Raw genomic sequence first — 18,484 nt, forward strand, 5'->3', positions numbered from 1 at the left:
TACAATAACTTAAATAAATTAGTGAAATAAGCCAAAATAATACGCTGGTAAAGAGAGACCTAAAAATAAAATACCTAATCCCTCTCCATTCCCTTTTGCTAGTCGAGCATTTTCTTCATCACCTTCTTGATATAAAACATCAGCATGATGGCCTACAGGTATAATTTTAGAGTGAAATGATGTCTTAGACTTAACTTCATAAGTGGTACCATTTACTGTTAACTCGAAATGAGGACGATACACCTTTCTTTTAATATTATTACTATCTTTGGAAATGTACTCTTCATAACCCAGTACCCTACCTTTTATTTTAAGAGCTTTCTTATTAAAACGTCGATAGTCGTAGCATATGTATATACCTAATGCGCTGAAAACAATCCCTCCCAACAATGGAATAATGTTCATTTTTCCTTCCTTGACATCATTAAAAAGTAAACCGATTCAGTCATAAAACATAATGTTCCTAGAGTGACTCGTTTTAAAATTTATTTTAATTAATGAATAAACAATATCTGAGTTTATGTTTTGCTTCAATTATTTAGTGGTGTTTAGATTATTATTTAAAGAAAAAAATAAGCCATATATGGCCATGTTTAAGCCAAATAAACCCTTACAGTCATATACTTTGCAATAGGCGAAGCGCCACAGCGTTAGTGGCCGCAGGCCATAAAAACGAGTCCCGGCTCAAAGTCATGCCGAGACGACGTAAGTAGTGTATTTAACCTTTTGCTAAATAAAACTAAGCCACCTATTTTTTAACATATTGAAAGTTAAGACTTACTCGTTTTTAGACTAAATGAGTTAACCCCCTTCACCTCGTCCTGGCAATGCTTTTGAGCCGAGATCCAGGTGTTTGTTTTGCTTTGTGCTTATACCTTCAGCGTCCTCATGTTCAGAGTTGAAGCTAGCATTTTAAATGCTAAAACCAACTCGTTTTGGACGGAAGTACGTTTAAGTGACAAGTTTTGAACTGATATTTCAAAGGAATGAAAAGAGTCAGGCAGCACTCTTTATTTTTAAAGAAATCGCACTAAGAGAGCCTCTATATGTGTTTGCATGCTGTTGTGACTAAAAGCACGATGATTTGACAGCTAAATGACAGACGAAGTAGATGAATTTGTTGATTGACCATCTTGGATACTAAAGGTATTTGACTGCAAAAGCAGTCAAATAAGTTAGGCTCGCCTATTGACTGGCGGAAGGCTCATATGTGTTAAGGGGCCTCTCTAAGGTGATCTAAATATGGGCTGCATAATTGAATAAAAGTTGACTTCCAATCTCCAGGTAAATCATTGAAGTTATCAGGCCAATTATTCTGGATGTGTTGGTAAGCCTTATAAGGTTTTTCAGCACTTGGAGCATCATACCCGAGTAAATCTTCAATGCGCTCTTCAATCATTACCCTACGATCTTCGCCGGTCTGCTCAAGTATTGGTGCATTCATGGCTTCAGCTCGTTCAGTACCCGCATCACGATCATGCATAAGAATATAATTTACATTTAGAGCATTCAGATACTTAGCAATAGAAATCAACACTGCTTTACCTCTTGCACGAAGGAATTCACAGTTTCCTATAACCTTCGCTTTATCTTCAACTGACAACCTTTTGATAGTCTCCCTAACAACTACTTCCTCTGTGTCACCTTCAACAAAGATGCTCTTTTTAGTAAAGAACATCCTCGAAATATAATCATCTACCTTCAATAACATTTTCAAGTTTTGTTTTTCATCGTCTTGAAGAGTTATAAATGCATTTTCGAGATTAAATGAGTTTGACGTAGAAAAATTTGCCTCAGTAATAGTGAACTTGGTTAGGGAAACGCTCTTATCTGACCCAAGATTTACCATATAAGGGGAATGTGTTGTAGCGATAATTTGGCAATTCGGTCCTGCTAAATCATACAGTGAATCTCTCATTTGATTTGCCGCTGCCGGATGAAGGTATATTTCTGGCTCCTCGAAACAGAATATCGTTGCTCGAGGCGAACCCGAATTTCTATTAATAAAATTTTGAACATACCGTAGCAGCTGGAAAGCTGTAGCTCGGATCATTCCATGCCCTTGATAATTCACAGCAGTTTTAACATTGCTCTCCATTTCGACACTGAACTGAGGTTTTATTGATTTTTCTGGAACATCAAGTCTCGCATTAACATGCACCGCTGACTCTGGGAATAGATTATCGACCATTCCATTCAGTTCATTGATCAGCCTACCAAAATCTGTTTGATCATCGTTTGGGTCAAGCTCTGCTGCGAGATTATTAAGAAATTTCTGGGCTTGTGAATAGTTTTGTGAATTGCTCCGGACTTGCTCAAAAAGATCCCCAAGCAATGTCAATAATGCACCGCCTGAACTTGTTAACTCAGAAATACAGGATTCTGCCGGTATAACCACGATCCTCGGTAATTTTGACAGTACATTTCCCGGTATCCCACCGGGATTCTCCACCCAATTCGGCTCTTGATCCAACTGAACATCCCAGCAAGCAGGTAAATCATTGAATTTTGATTTTATTGCAACGGCCGTTAAACTCTTTTCAAAATTCGCTTCACCAAAGTGTTCTTTAAGAAACACCTCTGAATAATCCTCCCCAGCCAGATCGGATACTTTAGTACACTGTGAATAACGATCGCTCCTTAGCCGTGGATATTCCTTCATATAAATCTTTGGATTTGATTGATTCAACGACCAAACTTTTTTATAGATAATGGAATTTCCACTTTCACCATCAAGCTGTTCTTGTGATGGTATTACTCGGCCTTTGAATCCTAACCAACCATGGGCCTCCACAGGTACATTTTGGTATTCTGCAACAATCTCTACTTCATTCTCGTAAATATAGCTTTCCTCAGCATCACTGTATTCCTTAGAAAAATCCTCTCGATCTAAATTAGAGGTTTTATGCAAATACTGAAGAGCGGCAAAGACACTTGACTTGCCTGCATTGTTTGGCCCAATTAAAAAAGTAGTGTCTCTGAATTTAATGCAGCAATCTTTTAATTTTCTGAAGTTGTTTATTTTCAGCTCATGAAGTCTCATGTAAACATCCTTATTCGATTGAGGCGAAAGCCCCTTAACAGCTTATTGAAGGGCAAAGTAAATTTAAAGTCGCCCTTTTAAGTTATTGATTAATATCATCCTACATTTACTATCTTCTTGATGTAAAGCAGTTTTATTTAACTCCACTGACAAATAAAAGCGTGCTTGCGCGTTAAAAGTGGACTCAATATTCGACAAAAATAAAAAACTTTAATTTCAATTTATTCTGAGCAGCGCATACATCTCACTAAACAGAGTCTTTAACACCTGTAGATAAAACAAACATTAACAGCTTCATCATGGTGGTTTGCGAGCCGACCGTCCGACCCATGGACGGGTCGGTCGAGCTACATGGATGTACTAGCGCGTGTCGGTAAGTGAATACCATGTTGAAGCCAAATAAACCTTACAGTTATATGCTTTGCAATAGGCGAAGCGCCACAGCGTTAGTGGCCGCAGGCCATAAGTACAAAACAATAAAAGCTAACATCTGGATCCCGGCTCAAAAGCATTGCCGGGACGACGATTAAATTAACCTGCGTATTTAACACCCGCAGATAAGACAAACATTAACAGCTTCATCATGGTGGTTTGCGAGCCGACCGTCCGACCCACGGACGGGTCGGTCGAGCTACAGGGATGTACTAGTGCGTGTCGGTAAGTGAATACCATGTTGAAGCCAACTAACCCCTTACCGTCATATGCTTTGCAATAGGCGAAACGCCACAGCGTTAGTGGCCGCTGGCCATAAGTACATAACAATAAAAGCTAACACCTGGATCCCGGCTCAAAAGCATTGCCGGGACGACGAGAAAATAGCTAACAAGCTTCTATCCCAAAATACGTTAAATCGTTCAATTTCAAACAAGGTTAAATCGAAGATAACTATACGGCCGATGTAATCGCGGCTATGACCTTCGAAAACATGGATGTTTTCGCAGAGCGCCCATGGATGGGTTTACCGTGTGTCATAGAAGTGATTTCATTTGAGTATCTTTGCCTAACACCTCAATTTAGCCTGATTTGAATTTTTATAAATTTTCATCCCAAAATGCGTTAGAAAGCCTCTAAAGTAGCGACTTACTTTCATTGGACACTCATACTCAGCTGTGGGCGAAGCGCCACGACGCTAGTGGCCGCTGGCCATAAAAAAGAGTCCCGGCTCAAAATAATGCCGGGATAAGGTGAGGGGTGTAGTTAACCTTTTGCCATAAACTAGTTAAAACGGTGCAACGCTATCTAGTGCTGCCGTTGGTGTGGTCCAACGCTCGTGTGCATCTATGGTTGGGCGCTTAGCGCCTTGTGGTGGTATTTGGCCTCGGTCGCCATATAGCCACAACACAAAGTTGGTGCGCTCGCCACTCATTATAGGTTGAGCTGCATGAACCACATTGCCACGGTGGATCATTGCAGTACCTGGTCTAAAGGTTAAGCTATGTTTTTGCCCAGTTGCCACATCAAAAAAATCTACTTCAGAGCCGGTAAATGCTTCGCTTGGCAAGTTCAGGTTAATGTTTAATGTGACCGCCGATGCATCCGTATGTGGGCGGATCGAACTATCTGTATTGGGTTGATAATGAATCGAAAAACCAAAAGTTTGCGTGTCGTAGCCCATCACTTCAGGAAATAACATCCGCGCAATTGGGCGCATATAAGTGTCTAACATTTCACGATAAAATGTTTGAAAATTGGGTGCAGCAAGGTAGCCTTCAGAACGGCTGTCGAGCATTGCTCCACGGCGATTGAGCACAATGCCATAAGGTGGACGCAATGGAATTTGCGCATCCCAAACGCTTTCTAAATATTGACGTAAATCAGCTAAGCGCTCAGGGTTAAAAAACTGCAACTCAAATACGCCTGGTGCGACTTCTTGCAGTAAGTCTTTAACCGCAATTTCTTTACTTGGGTCTTGCCAGGCTTGCGCGACAGCATCGCGTAAACGTTTATCAAGTAATGAGCTGTCGAGAGTCAGAGCATCACCTTGCTGGCTGGCTTGCCACTCTTTCCAGGCGTCGCTGAACAACGCTTTATTGGTATGCCAAAATTGTTGTACTGAGGGGTCACGAGATAACATGGCTTCGCGAGACGGTAATGTTAAAGCCCGTGCACGTTGTAATTGAGTTGCTGACATAATGGGTAAAACTCCTATTCTGTGGCTCGGCGATCACTATCACCTTGCGAGGAGTTCAATTTATTACATCCATTTACCTGAATAAATAACACATTAAAGCAAACAGAATTAAGATTTTATTTATAATAAGGGGGGGGATGTATTGTTTTAGCTGTAGCTCTAGATTCAACTCCATGACTCGTGAGCCTTTAGAGTGTTAACGATCTCCTGAGATAATGCATCAAATGCATGCTGAACAGACTCAGTTAAGCCCATCATATTATCAAAATCAGGATTGGCCAGAATTGTAACCTCGAAAATGGAATATTCAGGCATTGCTTCTGAATCAACCCATGGAGCATCTTTTAATTTTTCCCAATAATGAGCTTGTACCTCTTTAGTTCGACCGAGTAACCACAGTTCGAAGTGCGCCTGCTGGTGATTAAACACAACAGCAAATTTAAGCTTGTGGTTTTTTAGGTAATCATTTTGCAAATAAAAATAGGTGAAGTCGATATAACCATGCATTACGCTGGCAACAGAAAACTCGCCTTGGTATATTTTTGAAAACTCAGTTCTAAGGCGCTGAACAATACCGACTAAACGTTGGTGAGTTTGTTGGATCTCTCCACTGGCAAAAGCCGCTTTGTAAGCAGATATCCGGTCGTTTATGTTTTTATCTGACATTATCCCCGCTCTCTACCTTTAACTGGCACCTAATAAACGAATGCAATAATGTTGATAAGCATTCTGAGAGATTTACCCTAAGCGCAGCTACATTAATGGAAACAAATTCTATTCTAGCGTTAGCCAAAGAGTATCAATGTTAATACTCGCAAAACGCAATCTCAAGTTCAGCATTAAGCACAAACAGGACATTAACTCCTGACGCACCTCACTGAAAACATATACTCTTTTGAGCTAGTGGCACGGCGAATTTCAGTTTTATGCGCATTCCACCACGAGTATGCAAGTGTGCGGATAATCGCTTGGCTGTTGGTTGCGCGGGTTGCGGTCCAAAATTCGGTGTAAGCCCCCTGAGTAATGTAAAATCCGTTCCATTTTACGCCTGCAGGTCTTGCAAAAAACTGCTGCTTATTGACAAGAGATGGTTCAAATTTAGCAAATGGGCCATCGGCTTGCGACTCTTTAAGCTGCAAACCAATATTTTGCTCACCGCCGCGCCAACCGTCTTTGTGCACCTCTGCTTCAGGCATGCCTAAGGTGCGCTCTAGGGTTTTCCAATCGTCATCGGTGGCAACTCGCCAGCCCACTGGGCAAAGATTTCGTTCATCTGACACATCATGCCAGTTGTACAAGCGGCCGTATGTTAATAGGTTTGCCGCATCATCGTTTGGCACTGCGCCCGAGTGCACCGCGGAGCCATCTTGAAACTGGGTGCTTCGTAGGTTTTCAGCAAGCCAAACTTGTTCGCCAATCTTAACCGTGCGATACACATTGCCTTCTCTGTCTTGAACCGTGTCGTCAAGTTTGTGTAACTCGCTGTTAATGCCGCTAGTCGATGCTGATGTTGATGCCGCTGTTGATGCCATGACCATGCTTACTCCTATCGATAAGATAAGTTGTTTCATAATGAGTCCCCTGCATTACTTTTATATACAAACAACTTTAACTCTCAAACTTGTAGTAAACTAGGCGATATACTGTCTAAAACATGCCTATTTGTATCAATATACGATTTTAGCCACTAGGCCACCTGTTCGAGTAAGGGGGCTGAATGACTCCATTGCTTAGGCGACTTGCCATACATACGCTTAAACTCTCGGCTAAATTGCGACGAGCTGACATAACCGACCTTCATCGCGGCCTCACTGACATTCATACCGGCGGCAATTCTCATGGCAGCATGATTAAGGCGCATCGATTTCATAAATTGAATAGGCGACATTCTGGTGGCTTGTTTAAATTTACGGTGAAAGACCGCTCGGCTCATTCCCACTAACGAGGCTAACTCATCAATGGTGACATTTTTGCTTAAATTCGTGGATAAATACTCAATTGAGCGAGCAATCTCATTGCCAACCCCAAACGCCCTTCTGGCTGAAATCCCCGCGTCACCTTTTAATACTGCGTAATACAGCTCTCGCAATCGGCTTTCGCCTAGTATTGACGCATCCATGGTGCCATCAAGTTGCAATAATCTCAGTAACGCATCGGCAAACGCATCGTCCCAGTTAGCAAGCGAAAGGCTTTGGGGTTGCGAGCTGGTTTTAGGCTGTTTAATCGCACCTGTAACGCTTTCCATTTCAATTGCCAATTCGGTCATGACTTGAGTGTCGAGAGAAATATAAACCCCAAGTAAGGGTTCCTCGGGTGAGGCCTCAGGCGTACCGGCCTCGACGGGCAAAGAAACGGTGCAGCACATATATTGACTGTTGTCGTAGATATACCTATGGCCATCTAAAATCGCCTCTTTACGGCCGTTCAAAATCACCACCACCGTCGGTTCGTAAAGTGCGGGCGCACAAGGCATAGCCTGGGTAATCTTAAACAAACTCACCCCTTTTATGGCGGTATCAACCATGCCATCGGCCGTGATGCGCTGTTCGACTAACTGTTTTATTTTTTGTTTCATCACTTTTACACCTCAACCGCAATTAGATACAAATAGGCATATTTTAGCGATTAATTCGCCTATTTATACCAAACCATGAGAGTTATAGTACATTTCAGATAACACTACTACCCTAGCTCGCAACATGCAACGGTAATTATTGCACAGGCTAACGGCTCAAATTAGCAACAAAGGTAACAATGATGACAACTCAACAATTTGGTCAAAAAGGTTGGACTCCTGAACGTATCGGCTCACTTGTCGGCAAGACGTATGTCATAACAGGTGCAAACAGTGGCGCAGGGTTTGAGGCATCTCGTATCTTGCTCAGTAAAGGTGCCAAGGTTGTTATGCTAAACCGCAACCCAGATAAATCGGCCAGCGCAATTGAAGCCTTAAAGCTGGCACTAGGTCAGCATATTGACGTGAGATTTATTCAGGTCGATTTAGGTGTGCTGGCCTCTGTGCGCCACGCCGCAAACCAACTGCTTAACACCACACCAGTCATCGATGCTCTGATCTGTAATGGCGCCATTGCACAGGTCGCCAAGCAACATCTCACCGTCGATGGCTTTGAAAGCCAACTTGGGGTAAATCACTTTGGCCACTTTTTACTGTGTGGTTTACTGTTTGATCGCATCAATGAGGCTAAAGGTCGCATTGTAATGGTAGGCAGCAACGCGTACAAAATGGGGCTTAAACGGATTAAGTTTGAAGATCTTAACTTTGACAAAAAATACACCGCCTGGGATTCATACGCACAAAGTAAGCTGGCACAAATGATGTTTGGTTACGAGTTGCAGCGCCGTATAAAAGCCGCGGGCAAAAACGTTGAGGTACAAGTGTGTCACCCTGGTGCTTCTCGTACCAACTTGCTTATGGATACCGCAAGCACCTTTAATAAAATGCTATGGGCGCTAATGTCTCGGATTATTGCTCAGTCAGCTGAAAAAGGCGCATGGCCCGAGGTGATGTGTGCAACAGAGCAAGGCCTGCAAACGGCCACACTTTATGGCCCCACCAAACGCGCCAATACTGTGGGGCCAGTGGACCAAAATAAACTCGATAGCATTGCACTTAATCAAGACATGGCAGCCAAATTGTGGGCGCTATCGTTAGAGAAAACATCACTAAACTGGTCGCTTTAATCTAGGATCATCGAGTGAACAAACAAATGCTCACGCAGAATTCATTACTGACACTCATCACGCTGGGGTTAATGGCTTGTGCGTCACCCAATGTTTACAACAAGCTTAATGCCGCTGCGCCAACGGTAAATGCAGAGCATGAGCTGGGCATTGCTTTTGGTGGCGGCGGTGTGCGCGGCTTTATGCATTTAGGGGTTATTAAAGCGTTAGAGGAAGAAGGAATAAAACCCGATGTGGTCAGTGGCACATCTGCAGGCTCCATCGCCGCCATTTTATACGCATCAGGAATGAGCGTCACAGCAATGACTGCGGCAATTGAAAAAATGGCAATACGCGATATTGCTGATGTTGTATTGTCGTCAAAAGGCTTTGTTAACGGCAAAAAATTATCCGATTGGATAAACACACAAATAGACTATGACGATCTTGCCGATATGCCGATGCCAGTGGCGGTTACCGCAACCAATATGACAACTCAACAATCGCTGATCATTCGCTCGGGTAATCCCGGCCATGCGGTGCAAACCTCATCGACGATTCCGGGGGTGTTTATTCCGGTTGAGCACCAGGGGGAGATGTTAATCGACGGCGGTGTTTTCAGTGTTGTGCCGGTTTATGCAGCCAAAACCTTAGGCGCCAAAAGGGTTATTGCGGTCGACATTTATTGTCACAACCACACTCAACGCAAAGGTGAAACATCGGCCACTCAGTTAACCCTGGCCGTATTTAGAATGCAAAGCTGTAGACTGTCACAGCAAGAACTAGACAGTGCCGATATTGTGATTTCGCCCGTGTATGAACCTAGTGGGATTGGCGCATTTAATCATAAAGCGGCGGCAATTCATGCCGGTTACACGGCGACTAAGGCAGTGATACCGCAGATAAAAGCGCTACTCTTAAATTAAACGATAACCGACACAGCTCATTGAGTTGTTAAGTCATTAGTAAAAGATGCGATAAACCTGAACTCTAGATAATAAAAACGGGATGGGTTGTTATATACCCCATCCCGTTTTTGTATCAATGCAGAGTGCTTAATTTAGCACTTAACTTTAATGCTTATTGACCCAGCGCTGGTGTGCGAGGTGGAATAACGCGCTTGTTGCCCGTTGATTCAAATGCACTCGCAAAACTTAAGAGCTTGTTGTCATCATAAGCACGGCCAGCGAATGTAAGTCCAACTGGCATGCCAATATCAGCCATCACACCCATTGGTACTGTGACTGTAGGCACTCCTAAGTGACGAATCGCAAGATTGCCGTTCGCGACCCAAACACCATTACTCCAGGCGATATCAGCTGAAGCGGGATTGACGTGCGCATCAGCTGGGCCAACGTCTGCAACGGCAGGGAACAGCACTGCATCAAGCTTGAGCTCGTCCATCCAGTCTTCTAGATCCAACTTGCGCGTTTTTTCTAAGCCGCGTAAACCATCGGGTACGCTGTCTATTTGGTTATAAGACTTAAGTCCTCTTTTGGCCATGTTGACGTATTCATCCATGCCAGCAGCTAAATCACCTTCACGATTTGGTAAGGTGCCTAAATCATGAGGAAAAATTAAATGCCCATTTACATCAGACAACTTGTTCAGTTTAGGGTCATTATTGGCACGCAAAAATTCATCAAAAGCCCAGCCTGAAAGCTCCCACAACTCATCTTCAAGAAACTCTGGCGTGACTATGCCACGGTTGTACACGGTCGGCGCACCTGGGCGATCGCCTTCGCAATTTGACACCAGTGGAAAATCAACTTCAATCACTTCAGCCCCCGCGGCTTCCAATGCTTTACGAGCCGCTTCACAAAGGTCGATGACCGATGCACGGGTATTGATGCGCTGACCGGTTGGACCGCCAATGCCTGGGTTTTCACTGGTGCCAGCCAATTCATCTTTATTAATGTACATGCGTGGCAAGCCGAAACGCTTACCTTTTAAGGTGTCAGCTTGAGCCGCAAGATCCAAATAAGATGGAGGACGCACACTTGAGGCTTTTGGGATCTCAACCCAAGGTTGCAGACGCCATAAGTCGCCGCGAGTAATGGGGTCATCCGCAACGATCACATCAAGCACTTCTAGCATGTCGGCCATGGTACGAGTGTAAGGCACCACGACATCCATCGTTGGGGTCAGTGGCCAATTGCCGCGTACAGAAATCACCCCGCGCGAGGGCGTATAGGCACACAAACCGTTATTTGATGCAGGGCCCCGGCCGCTCGACCATGTCTCTTCGGCTAAGCCAAAAGCGGAATAACTTGCGGCTGTACCGGTACCGGCTCCATTTGAAGAGCCAGAAGCAAAAGGTGCTGTCAGGTAGTTGGCGTTATATGGGCTTTCTGCACGACCATAATGGCCGCGTTGCATGCCGCCATTAGCCATAGGAGGCATGTTAGTTTTACCTAAGCATATTGCCCCTGCTTCACGCAGACGTTCAACGGCAAAAGCATCGTATTGGGCCACTAAATCTTTAAATGCTGGGCTGCCTGAAGCCGCAGTCAGCCCCTTAACTAGGTAGCTGTCTTTTGCAGTATAAGGAATACCGTCAAGTGGGCTGAGTGTTTCACCTCGAGCCCTTCTAGCATCCGAAGCCTCAGCTTCTTTTAACGCATCTTGATTACGCACCACTAATGCATTTAGCTTAGTTTCTGTTGCTGGGCCGTCGTAAGCATCAACTCGCGCTAAATATGACTGCACCAGTTCAACCGATGTAGTACGGCCCGATTCGAGCGCATTACGCAGCTCAGCAATGGACACCTCTGTTACTTCGAACATGTTAAACCTCTTCTTTAAAGCCCGTGGCTCTTAAAAGTCATTATCGAGAAAGACAGTGGCTTAACATTCACTGTCTTTCTTTTTATCTTGGTCTAGGTTTTTATTTACTGTCCAGCGGGGACTTGTTGAGTAATACAATGGATATTACCGCCACCTAATAAGATTTCACGGGCAGGCACACCCACAATCTCATACTCTGGGAAAATATCTTGTAATTTTTGTGCAGCAATATCATCTGTTGCAGGGTCGAGCAGTGGGAACACAATGCGTTGATTAGTGATTAAAAAGTTCACATATGAACCCGCTAAGCGTTCACCCGCCGTGCGTGGCACACCTGTGCCCTCTACTACGCCTTGGGCTTCTTCTTCGGTGCAATACAACGGGCCCGGTTGTGGCATTAAATGAATTTTTAACTTACGCCCTTGTGCATCTACCGCATTTTGTAACACATCTAAAGCCGCTTTTGAGCGAGGATACTGCGGATCGCTTTGATCGTCAGTCCAATGCAAAATCACTTCGCCTGGGCGCGCAAAACAGCACATATTATCAATGTGTCCATCGGTCTCATCCATGTACACGCCGTCTTCTAACCAAATAAATTGCTGTACGTTTAAATACTCAGACAAATAAGCTTCTATTTGTTCACGAGTCAAATCTGGGTTGCGGTTACTGTTAAGTAAACACTCAGCACTGGTCATGCAGGTGCCTTCACCGTCGACATGAATTGAACCGCCTTCAAGAATAAGCGGCGCACGATAAGCATCAAAACCATGTTGTGCGTTCATTTGCTGAGCAACTTGCTCATCTTTATCCCACGGAGAGTATAAACCACCGTTATGACCACCCCAGGCATTAAAGCCCCAATCAATACCACGGCGCTCCCCTTTTGCATTGACGACGACAGTCGGGCCAGTATCACGAGCCCAGCAATCGTCACTATCGATTTCGACCAAGGTGACATGAGCAGGCATAACCGCTTTAGCTTGTGCTAAAAATGCCTTAGGAACGCCCATATAGACAGGCGTTACAGCACCAATAGCATCGGCAACGTTTGCAAATGTTGCCTGAGCATAAGCCCCAGCTGCGCGCCAGTTGTCTGGGCGATGTGGCCAAAGCATCCACACTGCTTGCTGCGACGCCCATTCGGCTGGCATATAAAAACCATCTTGTGATGGCTTAGTCGATAACTGCGTGGCATGCGCATTTGTCATGAAATGAGTCTCCAGTAATGCTGAAAAACGATAAAATTGTGTGCCCTAATTTAGGACGAAATTCTGGGTGAATTTGAGCTTAGTCAAAATATGGTAAGTATCATATCATTTAAGCCTGTTTGCGCTAAATACTTGTATGCAGGGCATTGATAACTATTTTCAAATATATTGAGCGCAAGATAACCCAACACATATCGGGCGAGACTCTGCGCCAAAAAAAGCCCCCTTTGTTTAAGGAGGCTTTCGCTAACACAATTAAACTAATGATTCGTTAGTTTTTGCTTATGCGGGTTAATAGCCCAAGTCCAAAGACACCCAATAGCAACTCAAGTAACCCTAAACTACCACCGCTGCTACTGCCAGACGATGTTGTCGCTGTTGAAGTCAGCACTCCCACTGTGACAGGGTCGACAATAGTACCATTGGCCACACCATCTTCATCAAGCTCTCCGCCATCTGTGATACTCACTTGTATTAAGTTATCACCAATGAGCTGCCAGTCTGCTTCATCAACCTCAACCGTACTGCCATCGGCTTTTACTTTAAGTAGCACAATATCTGTCGGTAATGCACTGCCAAAATTAATGGTTACGGCAATCGTACTCCCCTCAACAAGGCCTGTGACGTTATAACTGAATTGTGGCATCGGATAAGTATAATCTGTTCCCGTTGCAGTGGTTTTAGACACCACAAGGCCGGTTACACTTCCCTGGTCAACGGTAATAGGTTGGCTGTAGTTATAAATGTAGGTGCCGTCATCAAGTAACGTCATAGGCGCGCCTGCATCTTCAAGATCGGCTTCAGCACGATACCTCACCACGGTATCTTGATAACCCGCAGCATCTGTTGAGGTTTCCATCCATACCGCATACAAATTATCACCATTAGGCTTCATTCTAAGTTGTGATTCAAAGTCTGGTTCGCCCTCAGGATCTAATGGCACGGTAATATTGGCAGACAACAATTTAAGTGGTTCGTAAGTGCGGCCGCCATCTCTGGTTTTGGTGACAAACACATCAAGCTCAGTACCCGTACCAATATGCGCTAAGGTATTTTTAATAGAACCCCAGGCTAAAATAAAGGCATTAGGGTCTTGGCAATTTTCACCATCTGGTGCATTAACAGCATCACAAGCTGAGGTACTACTAGGAGCCCCCACAATACGTGGTTCCTTAATATCGACTTCTAGTTCAGGTAGATAGTTAGTCAGGTTTTGGGTGCCTGTCCAAGTGTTACCACCGTCATAACTACGACGAGTGAAGAAGTTGTAGTTATCTTCGGTTGTGTATTTGGCCAATGCCCAGTCTGATGTATAACTGTAACCAAACAAGATAGTATCACCACGAATAGCACCACGGTGAGCACGGGCATCTTCAAGGTTATTATTTTCAGTAGTGATGGTTAATTGTTCGATAGTCTTAGTTGAGTCATCTGTGGTAATTTCAGCAAATGCATTAGTACTGAGATTAACCGCACCTGAGTTGCTAATACGATCTGACAGTGTAATGGGTGGAATATGGTCCCTATCTGCATCAGTTAAATAGTAGTTACAACCACCCGCCTCCTGATAGGTAACATCTAACACCGCATCATCGTCGACAACGTCAACCACATTGCCAATACCGTCAACATAGCCTCCAGCGCCATCAGGATAAACAACCGTTCCTGTCGAGGTCAGTACATAACGAGTAAATGTTGTAAAACTGGTATCGACAGCAGGGGTAAAATCAAGCGGTGTTAAGCCAGTGTTAGTGGCATCTTCTCCCACTACGCCAATGCGGCCCATAATGTCAGAAGGGCCACCTTGGTCATACGCCCCTTCTTTCCAGAAAACCATCAATTTGGTACCGCTTTGATTAATGGCTTCATCCATGCCTGCAACTTGATTATAAAAAAAGCGTACGCGTCGAGCATTTTCTCCAGGGTTACTGAGTACACAACCTATACGAGCAGGGTCTTGCCAATCGGGTGACTGATACACATCACTGAGTACCCCTTCTGTATCTGGATAAGCTACTTGCGTATCTTCACCATTGTAAACGGTGTCATCATCGGTAAAGTTGCCTTTAGCACCGGGTTTATTTTGGTTTTGAGAATTACCCGTTGAACTGCCGCCTTTTTGTAAGCCAGAGCTGAACGCGACATTAATATAACTTGCGGGTGGGTTATCGAAAGTAAAACGGTGATAACGCACAACTTTACCAAAATCGACACCTTCACCACCGCCCTTGGTTTCTTCATAGGCAATAATGGTTACAGGTTTTTGTTCAGGCACTTGCACCATGCCTAAATTGGCGCGTGATGCACCTTCTTTACCGGTTTCGACAAGTAAGGGTTGTGTGTCTGCACATTCCGGTGTGGCAGCACAGATGGGGTCTAGATAACCGGTTAATTCAGTAACAACATCATCACCTTCACGTTTTTTGAATGTTTTGAAGTTATTGGTGACACGAGACACATTGGCCGCAAACGAAATATCTGCAAGCGCAGGTGCTTTCATGTCTTCAATATAGGTATACCAAATATCAGTACCTTTATTCACATTCGCACCGCTAGCGCCATCGCCTGGGCCATCAGCATCTCCGGTTTTTAACCCTTCAGGGTCTTCTTGCCAAGCAACATTCCACGCGACTTTTGTGCCGTTACTATAACTGGTTGCACGCGGTGTATTTTGTTTGGCATCGCGTTCACCAAAGCTTAATTGTTCCCGTTTCCATGTCCCTCCAGTGGGATTGTTATCAGCATCAACAGCACTAGGATTTTTAGTATAGGCAATGTATGTACAACTAAAAGGTAGTTGCCTTCCCTCACGGTCAAGATAAGTTGCCGCTCCCTGATGGTAATTATAATCAGGGATATCGTCATCAAGGTTTGCTTCATCAATATCAATTGCTGGGCAGTATTTACTATCCCATGTCACGGCAACATAACCACTTGCAGCAAAAATATTGGGCTTACCTGAGTCACCGTAAAAATCAGCAAGAGAAACATCGCCATTAACATCGGTTACCCAGTTACTTTGTTTAGATGTTTTGCGTGCTGTATCAGAAATGTTGACCGCTTGCCCCCATGTCACGCCGTCATCTTTAGAAACGCGTATATAAATATCCTGAGCTGGGCGCTCTTTTTGTGCTTTCAAGTCATAAACTGTTTTGTTTTGGCTATTACCATAAGCATATGCACTGACCAAATCACCGTTGGGCAGCCGGATTATTTTACCTTTAGACGCTAAATCTTCAGTGATTATCCCACCGCCATCATGAGGAGATATAGCCGTGACATCACTTGCTAAGGCGATGGAATACGTTGCAGTTGAAAGGTAAGCGGCGGCCATACAATAGAGTAGTTTTTTAAATTTCATAATAAAATTTCCTTATTGTCATTATTCAATGAAAAATCTTATTGTTAGTTTTCTATCACTTAACCCCAAAGTTAATTGGATGATTTATATACAGCAATGACCGCGCCACAATGGAACCTGCATATAAAATTCTTGATAAACACTGATAAATATCAAGTTTATGTGTTTGATAGATATACATAGTTTTTGTTTTTGTTAACATAATTGTCATAAGTGACAATTTTGTTGACAAAAATGGAGTCAGTTATGCAAATTAGCCAAAAACAAGGCAATGATGATTTTGCCACTATGCTAAATGCCTACGATTGCCCAGCCATTTTGGTCACGCCGGAATATCAAATACTTGCAAGTAATCAGCGTTATCTTGAAAGTTACGGGTCAATAGATTTAAGCCAAGCAGCTTATTGTTTCAAGGTGTCACATTCTAATGATGTCCCTTGTGAGCAAGCAGGACAGGCCTGTCCTTTATTTGCCGCGTGTGCTTCTGGCAAAAAAGAACGTGCACTGCATATTCACCACTCTCCCCGCGGTAAAGAGCATATCGACATTGAAATTCTGCCTATTTTAGACCACAAAGGTGAGGTCAAATATTGTGTTGAATTGTTAAAATCAGTCACCAAGACCAACCCTAAAATTGGCAATAATGAAATGGTGGGTGCCAGCCCTGCATTTAATCAATTGGTTGAAAACATTACCCGCGTGGCACCGACAGATGCATCGGTATTATTAGTGGGAGACACCGGCAGCGGTAAAGAAATTGCGGCGTCAGCAGTGCATCTTGCAAGCAGCAGAAAAGATCATCCGATGGTGATACTAGAATGCTCAGGGTTGACTGAACCTTTATTCGAAAGTGAACTGTTTGGCCATACAAAAGGCGCTTTTACAGGCGCACTGTACAATAAACAAGGACTGGTTGAAGTCGCACACGGCGGGACATTGTTTTTAGATGAAATTGGCGACGTACCTTATGAATTACAAATCAAATTACTGCGTCTAATTGAAACCGGTACATATCGCCCCGTAGGCAGCAAAGAAACTAAAAGCGCAGACTTCAGACTCATTTGTGCAACACACCAAGATATTTTTGCCATGGTTGAGCGAGGTGAATTTAGGCGAGATCTGTACTACCGTATTAACGTATTTCCTATTCATATCCCCTCTTTAAAGGAGCGTAAACAAGATATTCCACTGTTAACAAAAACCCTTCTTCAACGAATTGATCAAAGCGGTCAATATAGCGTGACAGATTGCGCCATCGACTTGCTCAAAAAGCATGACTTTATGGGCAATATTAGGGAGCTACGTAATATTTTGTCACGCGCATTAGTGTTATCAAACACGCCAAGAATTGATCGTCATGTGATTAAAACCTGCCTCGATATCGATCGTGAAATAAGCGGAGATAATCAAGCGACCATTGATTTAAAAAGCAATGAGCTCAAATACCTAAAAAAACTGATAGACAGTGTGGATGGTGATAAAGACAAGGCCGCGGCACTCGCGGGGATTAGCACACGCTCATTATACCGCAAGATACAATAGCTACAGCACCATATGGTATAAACAAAACAGGCTACTTGAGCCTGTTCTGTCAAATCACGTCACTAGTAAGCAACACTAATACGTTGGTTAATATGCTTAGCACTTTCTGCTTCATCAAGCATGGCTTTGGCGTAATCGACTACCGACACTCGGCTTTGGCCAGCCGCATCGGTAAAGAACTCATCGCCGCCTAAACGGTATGGACCTTCTGACTCGCCCGGAAAAATCATCGCCGCTGGGCTAACGTAAGTCCACTTAATCGCAGAGTCGGTAGTGCGAAACACAGCAAGTGCTTCACCTTGCGCAATGGCTTCAGCTTTGTATTCTTCAGGAAACTCTGGGGTTGAAACCAAAGTAACACCTGGTGCAACTTCAAGGCTACCTGCTCCACCCACCCACAACAAACGCGGTGAGCCAGCTTTAGGCAAGTGTTGCAGTAATTGCTGTGCGGTGTGTGCAACAACCTCATGATTTTGCGCGGCGCGGCCACCAATTGAGGCAATCACGGCATCAACACCAGCAAACGCTGTGGCAATGTCTTGTGCTGACATTTGAGTCATATCAAGAGTACGCACACTAATATCTTGGGTCACTTTACTTGCATCACGTACAACGGCAATCACTTCATGACCACGGCTAATCGCTTCGTGGGTAATTGTGCTGCCAATCCAACCTGTTGCGCCTAATACTGCTAGTTTCATGTTTTGTCTCGCTCTATTAATTAACAA

At 44.0% G+C, this 18,484-nt stretch carries 13 protein-coding genes; 3 read left to right on the forward strand and 10 right to left on the reverse strand.

The genetic code is table 11. From position 1 onward, the window contains the following. Positions 1-18: 18 nt before the first annotated feature. The 6 genes from PQR79_RS07630 to PQR79_RS07655 all read right to left on the reverse strand — a co-directional run bounded on the left by PQR79_RS07630 (position 19) and on the right by PQR79_RS07655 (position 7,752). A complete protein-coding gene (locus PQR79_RS07630; RefSeq protein WP_238106725.1) occupies positions 19-405 on the reverse strand; it encodes a DUF3592 domain-containing protein in 387 nt (128 codons plus the stop codon). 808 nt (positions 406-1,213) lie between these two features. Next, positions 1,214-3,043: an ATP-dependent nuclease gene (locus tag PQR79_RS07635; protein WP_238106724.1), complete on the reverse strand. Its 1,830-nt coding sequence runs from the start codon at positions 3,041-3,043 to the stop codon at positions 1,214-1,216. Between the two features lie 1,219 nt (positions 3,044-4,262). Then, on the reverse strand, positions 4,263-5,174 hold the full coding sequence (locus PQR79_RS07640; protein WP_238106723.1) for a 2OG-Fe(II) oxygenase family protein: 912 nt from the start codon (positions 5,172-5,174) through the stop codon (positions 4,263-4,265). Between the two features lie 165 nt (positions 5,175-5,339). Next, the gene (locus PQR79_RS07645) at positions 5,340-5,840 is read right to left on the reverse strand and encodes a DUF7000 family protein (RefSeq protein ID WP_238106722.1); all 501 of its coding nucleotides are present in this window, start codon (positions 5,838-5,840) and stop codon (positions 5,340-5,342) included. Positions 5,841-6,031: 191 nt separating this feature from the next. Next, positions 6,032-6,745, reverse strand: coding sequence for a fibrobacter succinogenes major paralogous domain-containing protein (locus PQR79_RS07650; RefSeq protein WP_238106721.1), 714 nt, complete (start codon positions 6,743-6,745; stop codon positions 6,032-6,034). 116 nt (positions 6,746-6,861) lie between these two features. Further along, positions 6,862-7,752 (reverse strand): AraC family transcriptional regulator, encoded by an 891-nt coding sequence (locus tag PQR79_RS07655; RefSeq protein ID WP_238106720.1) that lies wholly within the window; start codon positions 7,750-7,752, stop codon positions 6,862-6,864. Between the two features lie 176 nt (positions 7,753-7,928). Here PQR79_RS07655 and PQR79_RS07660 point away from each other — a divergent pair, with 176 nt between their 5' ends. Together PQR79_RS07660 and PQR79_RS07665 are read left to right on the forward strand one after the other, a co-directional pair. Further along, positions 7,929-8,876, forward strand: coding sequence for an SDR family oxidoreductase (locus tag PQR79_RS07660; protein ID WP_238106719.1), 948 nt, complete (start codon positions 7,929-7,931; stop codon positions 8,874-8,876). A gap of 14 nt (positions 8,877-8,890) precedes the next feature. Then, positions 8,891-9,781, forward strand: coding sequence for a patatin-like phospholipase family protein (locus PQR79_RS07665; RefSeq protein WP_238106718.1), 891 nt, complete (start codon positions 8,891-8,893; stop codon positions 9,779-9,781). Between the two features lie 154 nt (positions 9,782-9,935). On the opposite strand, the gene PQR79_RS07670 is transcribed toward PQR79_RS07665, so the two are convergent. The 3 genes from PQR79_RS07670 to PQR79_RS07680 all read right to left on the reverse strand — a co-directional run bounded on the left by PQR79_RS07670 (position 9,936) and on the right by PQR79_RS07680 (position 16,214). Continuing rightward, a complete protein-coding gene (locus tag PQR79_RS07670) occupies positions 9,936-11,642 on the reverse strand; it encodes an amidase (protein WP_238106717.1) in 1,707 nt (568 codons plus the stop codon). Between the two features lie 104 nt (positions 11,643-11,746). Next, positions 11,747-12,853 carry an agmatine deiminase gene (gene aguA, locus PQR79_RS07675; RefSeq protein ID WP_238106716.1) on the reverse strand — a complete coding sequence of 369 codons (1,107 nt, stop codon included), beginning with the start codon at positions 12,851-12,853 and terminating at the stop codon, positions 11,747-11,749. Between the two features lie 271 nt (positions 12,854-13,124). Continuing rightward, positions 13,125-16,214, reverse strand: coding sequence for a choice-of-anchor O protein (locus tag PQR79_RS07680; RefSeq protein WP_238106715.1), 3,090 nt, complete (start codon positions 16,212-16,214; stop codon positions 13,125-13,127). Positions 16,215-16,460: 246 nt separating this feature from the next. On the opposite strand from PQR79_RS07680, the gene PQR79_RS07685 reads away from it, so the two are divergent. Next, entirely contained in the window at positions 16,461-17,756 is a 1,296-nt protein-coding gene (locus tag PQR79_RS07685; RefSeq protein WP_238106714.1) for a sigma-54 interaction domain-containing protein, read from the forward strand. Positions 17,757-17,818: 62 nt separating this feature from the next. On the opposite strand, the gene PQR79_RS07690 is transcribed toward PQR79_RS07685, so the two are convergent. Beyond that, positions 17,819-18,457: an NAD(P)-dependent oxidoreductase gene (locus PQR79_RS07690; RefSeq protein ID WP_238106713.1), complete on the reverse strand. Its 639-nt coding sequence runs from the start codon at positions 18,455-18,457 to the stop codon at positions 17,819-17,821. Between the last annotated feature and the right edge of the window lie 27 nt (positions 18,458-18,484).

This window comes from Shewanella metallivivens, assembly GCF_028750675.1.
GTDB lineage: Bacteria > Pseudomonadota > Gammaproteobacteria > Enterobacterales > Shewanellaceae > Shewanella > Shewanella metallivivens.

Bases quoted from the DNA above. Each gene is read 5' to 3' on its own strand.
- PQR79_RS07685 (WP_238106714.1), top strand. From the start codon at position 16,461: ATGCAAATTAGCCAAAAACAAGGCAATGATGATTTTGCCACTATGCTA.
- PQR79_RS07630 (WP_238106725.1), bottom strand. From the start codon at position 405: ATGAACATTATTCCATTGTTGGGAGGGATTGTTTTCAGCGCATTAGGT.
- PQR79_RS07640 (WP_238106723.1), bottom strand. From the start codon at position 5,174: ATGTCAGCAACTCAATTACAACGTGCACGGGCTTTAACATTACCGTCT.
- PQR79_RS07650 (WP_238106721.1), bottom strand. From the start codon at position 6,745: ATGAAACAACTTATCTTATCGATAGGAGTAAGCATGGTCATGGCATCA.
- PQR79_RS07645 (WP_238106722.1), bottom strand. From the start codon at position 5,840: ATGTCAGATAAAAACATAAACGACCGGATATCTGCTTACAAAGCGGCT.
- PQR79_RS07680 (WP_238106715.1), bottom strand. From the start codon at position 16,214: ATGAAATTTAAAAAACTACTCTATTGTATGGCCGCCGCTTACCTTTCA.
- PQR79_RS07690 (WP_238106713.1), bottom strand. From the start codon at position 18,457: ATGAAACTAGCAGTATTAGGCGCAACAGGTTGGATTGGCAGCACAATT.
- PQR79_RS07660 (WP_238106719.1), top strand. From the start codon at position 7,929: ATGATGACAACTCAACAATTTGGTCAAAAAGGTTGGACTCCTGAACGT.
- aguA (WP_238106716.1), bottom strand. From the start codon at position 12,853: ATGACAAATGCGCATGCCACGCAGTTATCGACTAAGCCATCACAAGAT.
- PQR79_RS07670 (WP_238106717.1), bottom strand. From the start codon at position 11,642: ATGTTCGAAGTAACAGAGGTGTCCATTGCTGAGCTGCGTAATGCGCTC.
- PQR79_RS07635 (WP_238106724.1), bottom strand. From the start codon at position 3,043: ATGAGACTTCATGAGCTGAAAATAAACAACTTCAGAAAATTAAAAGAT.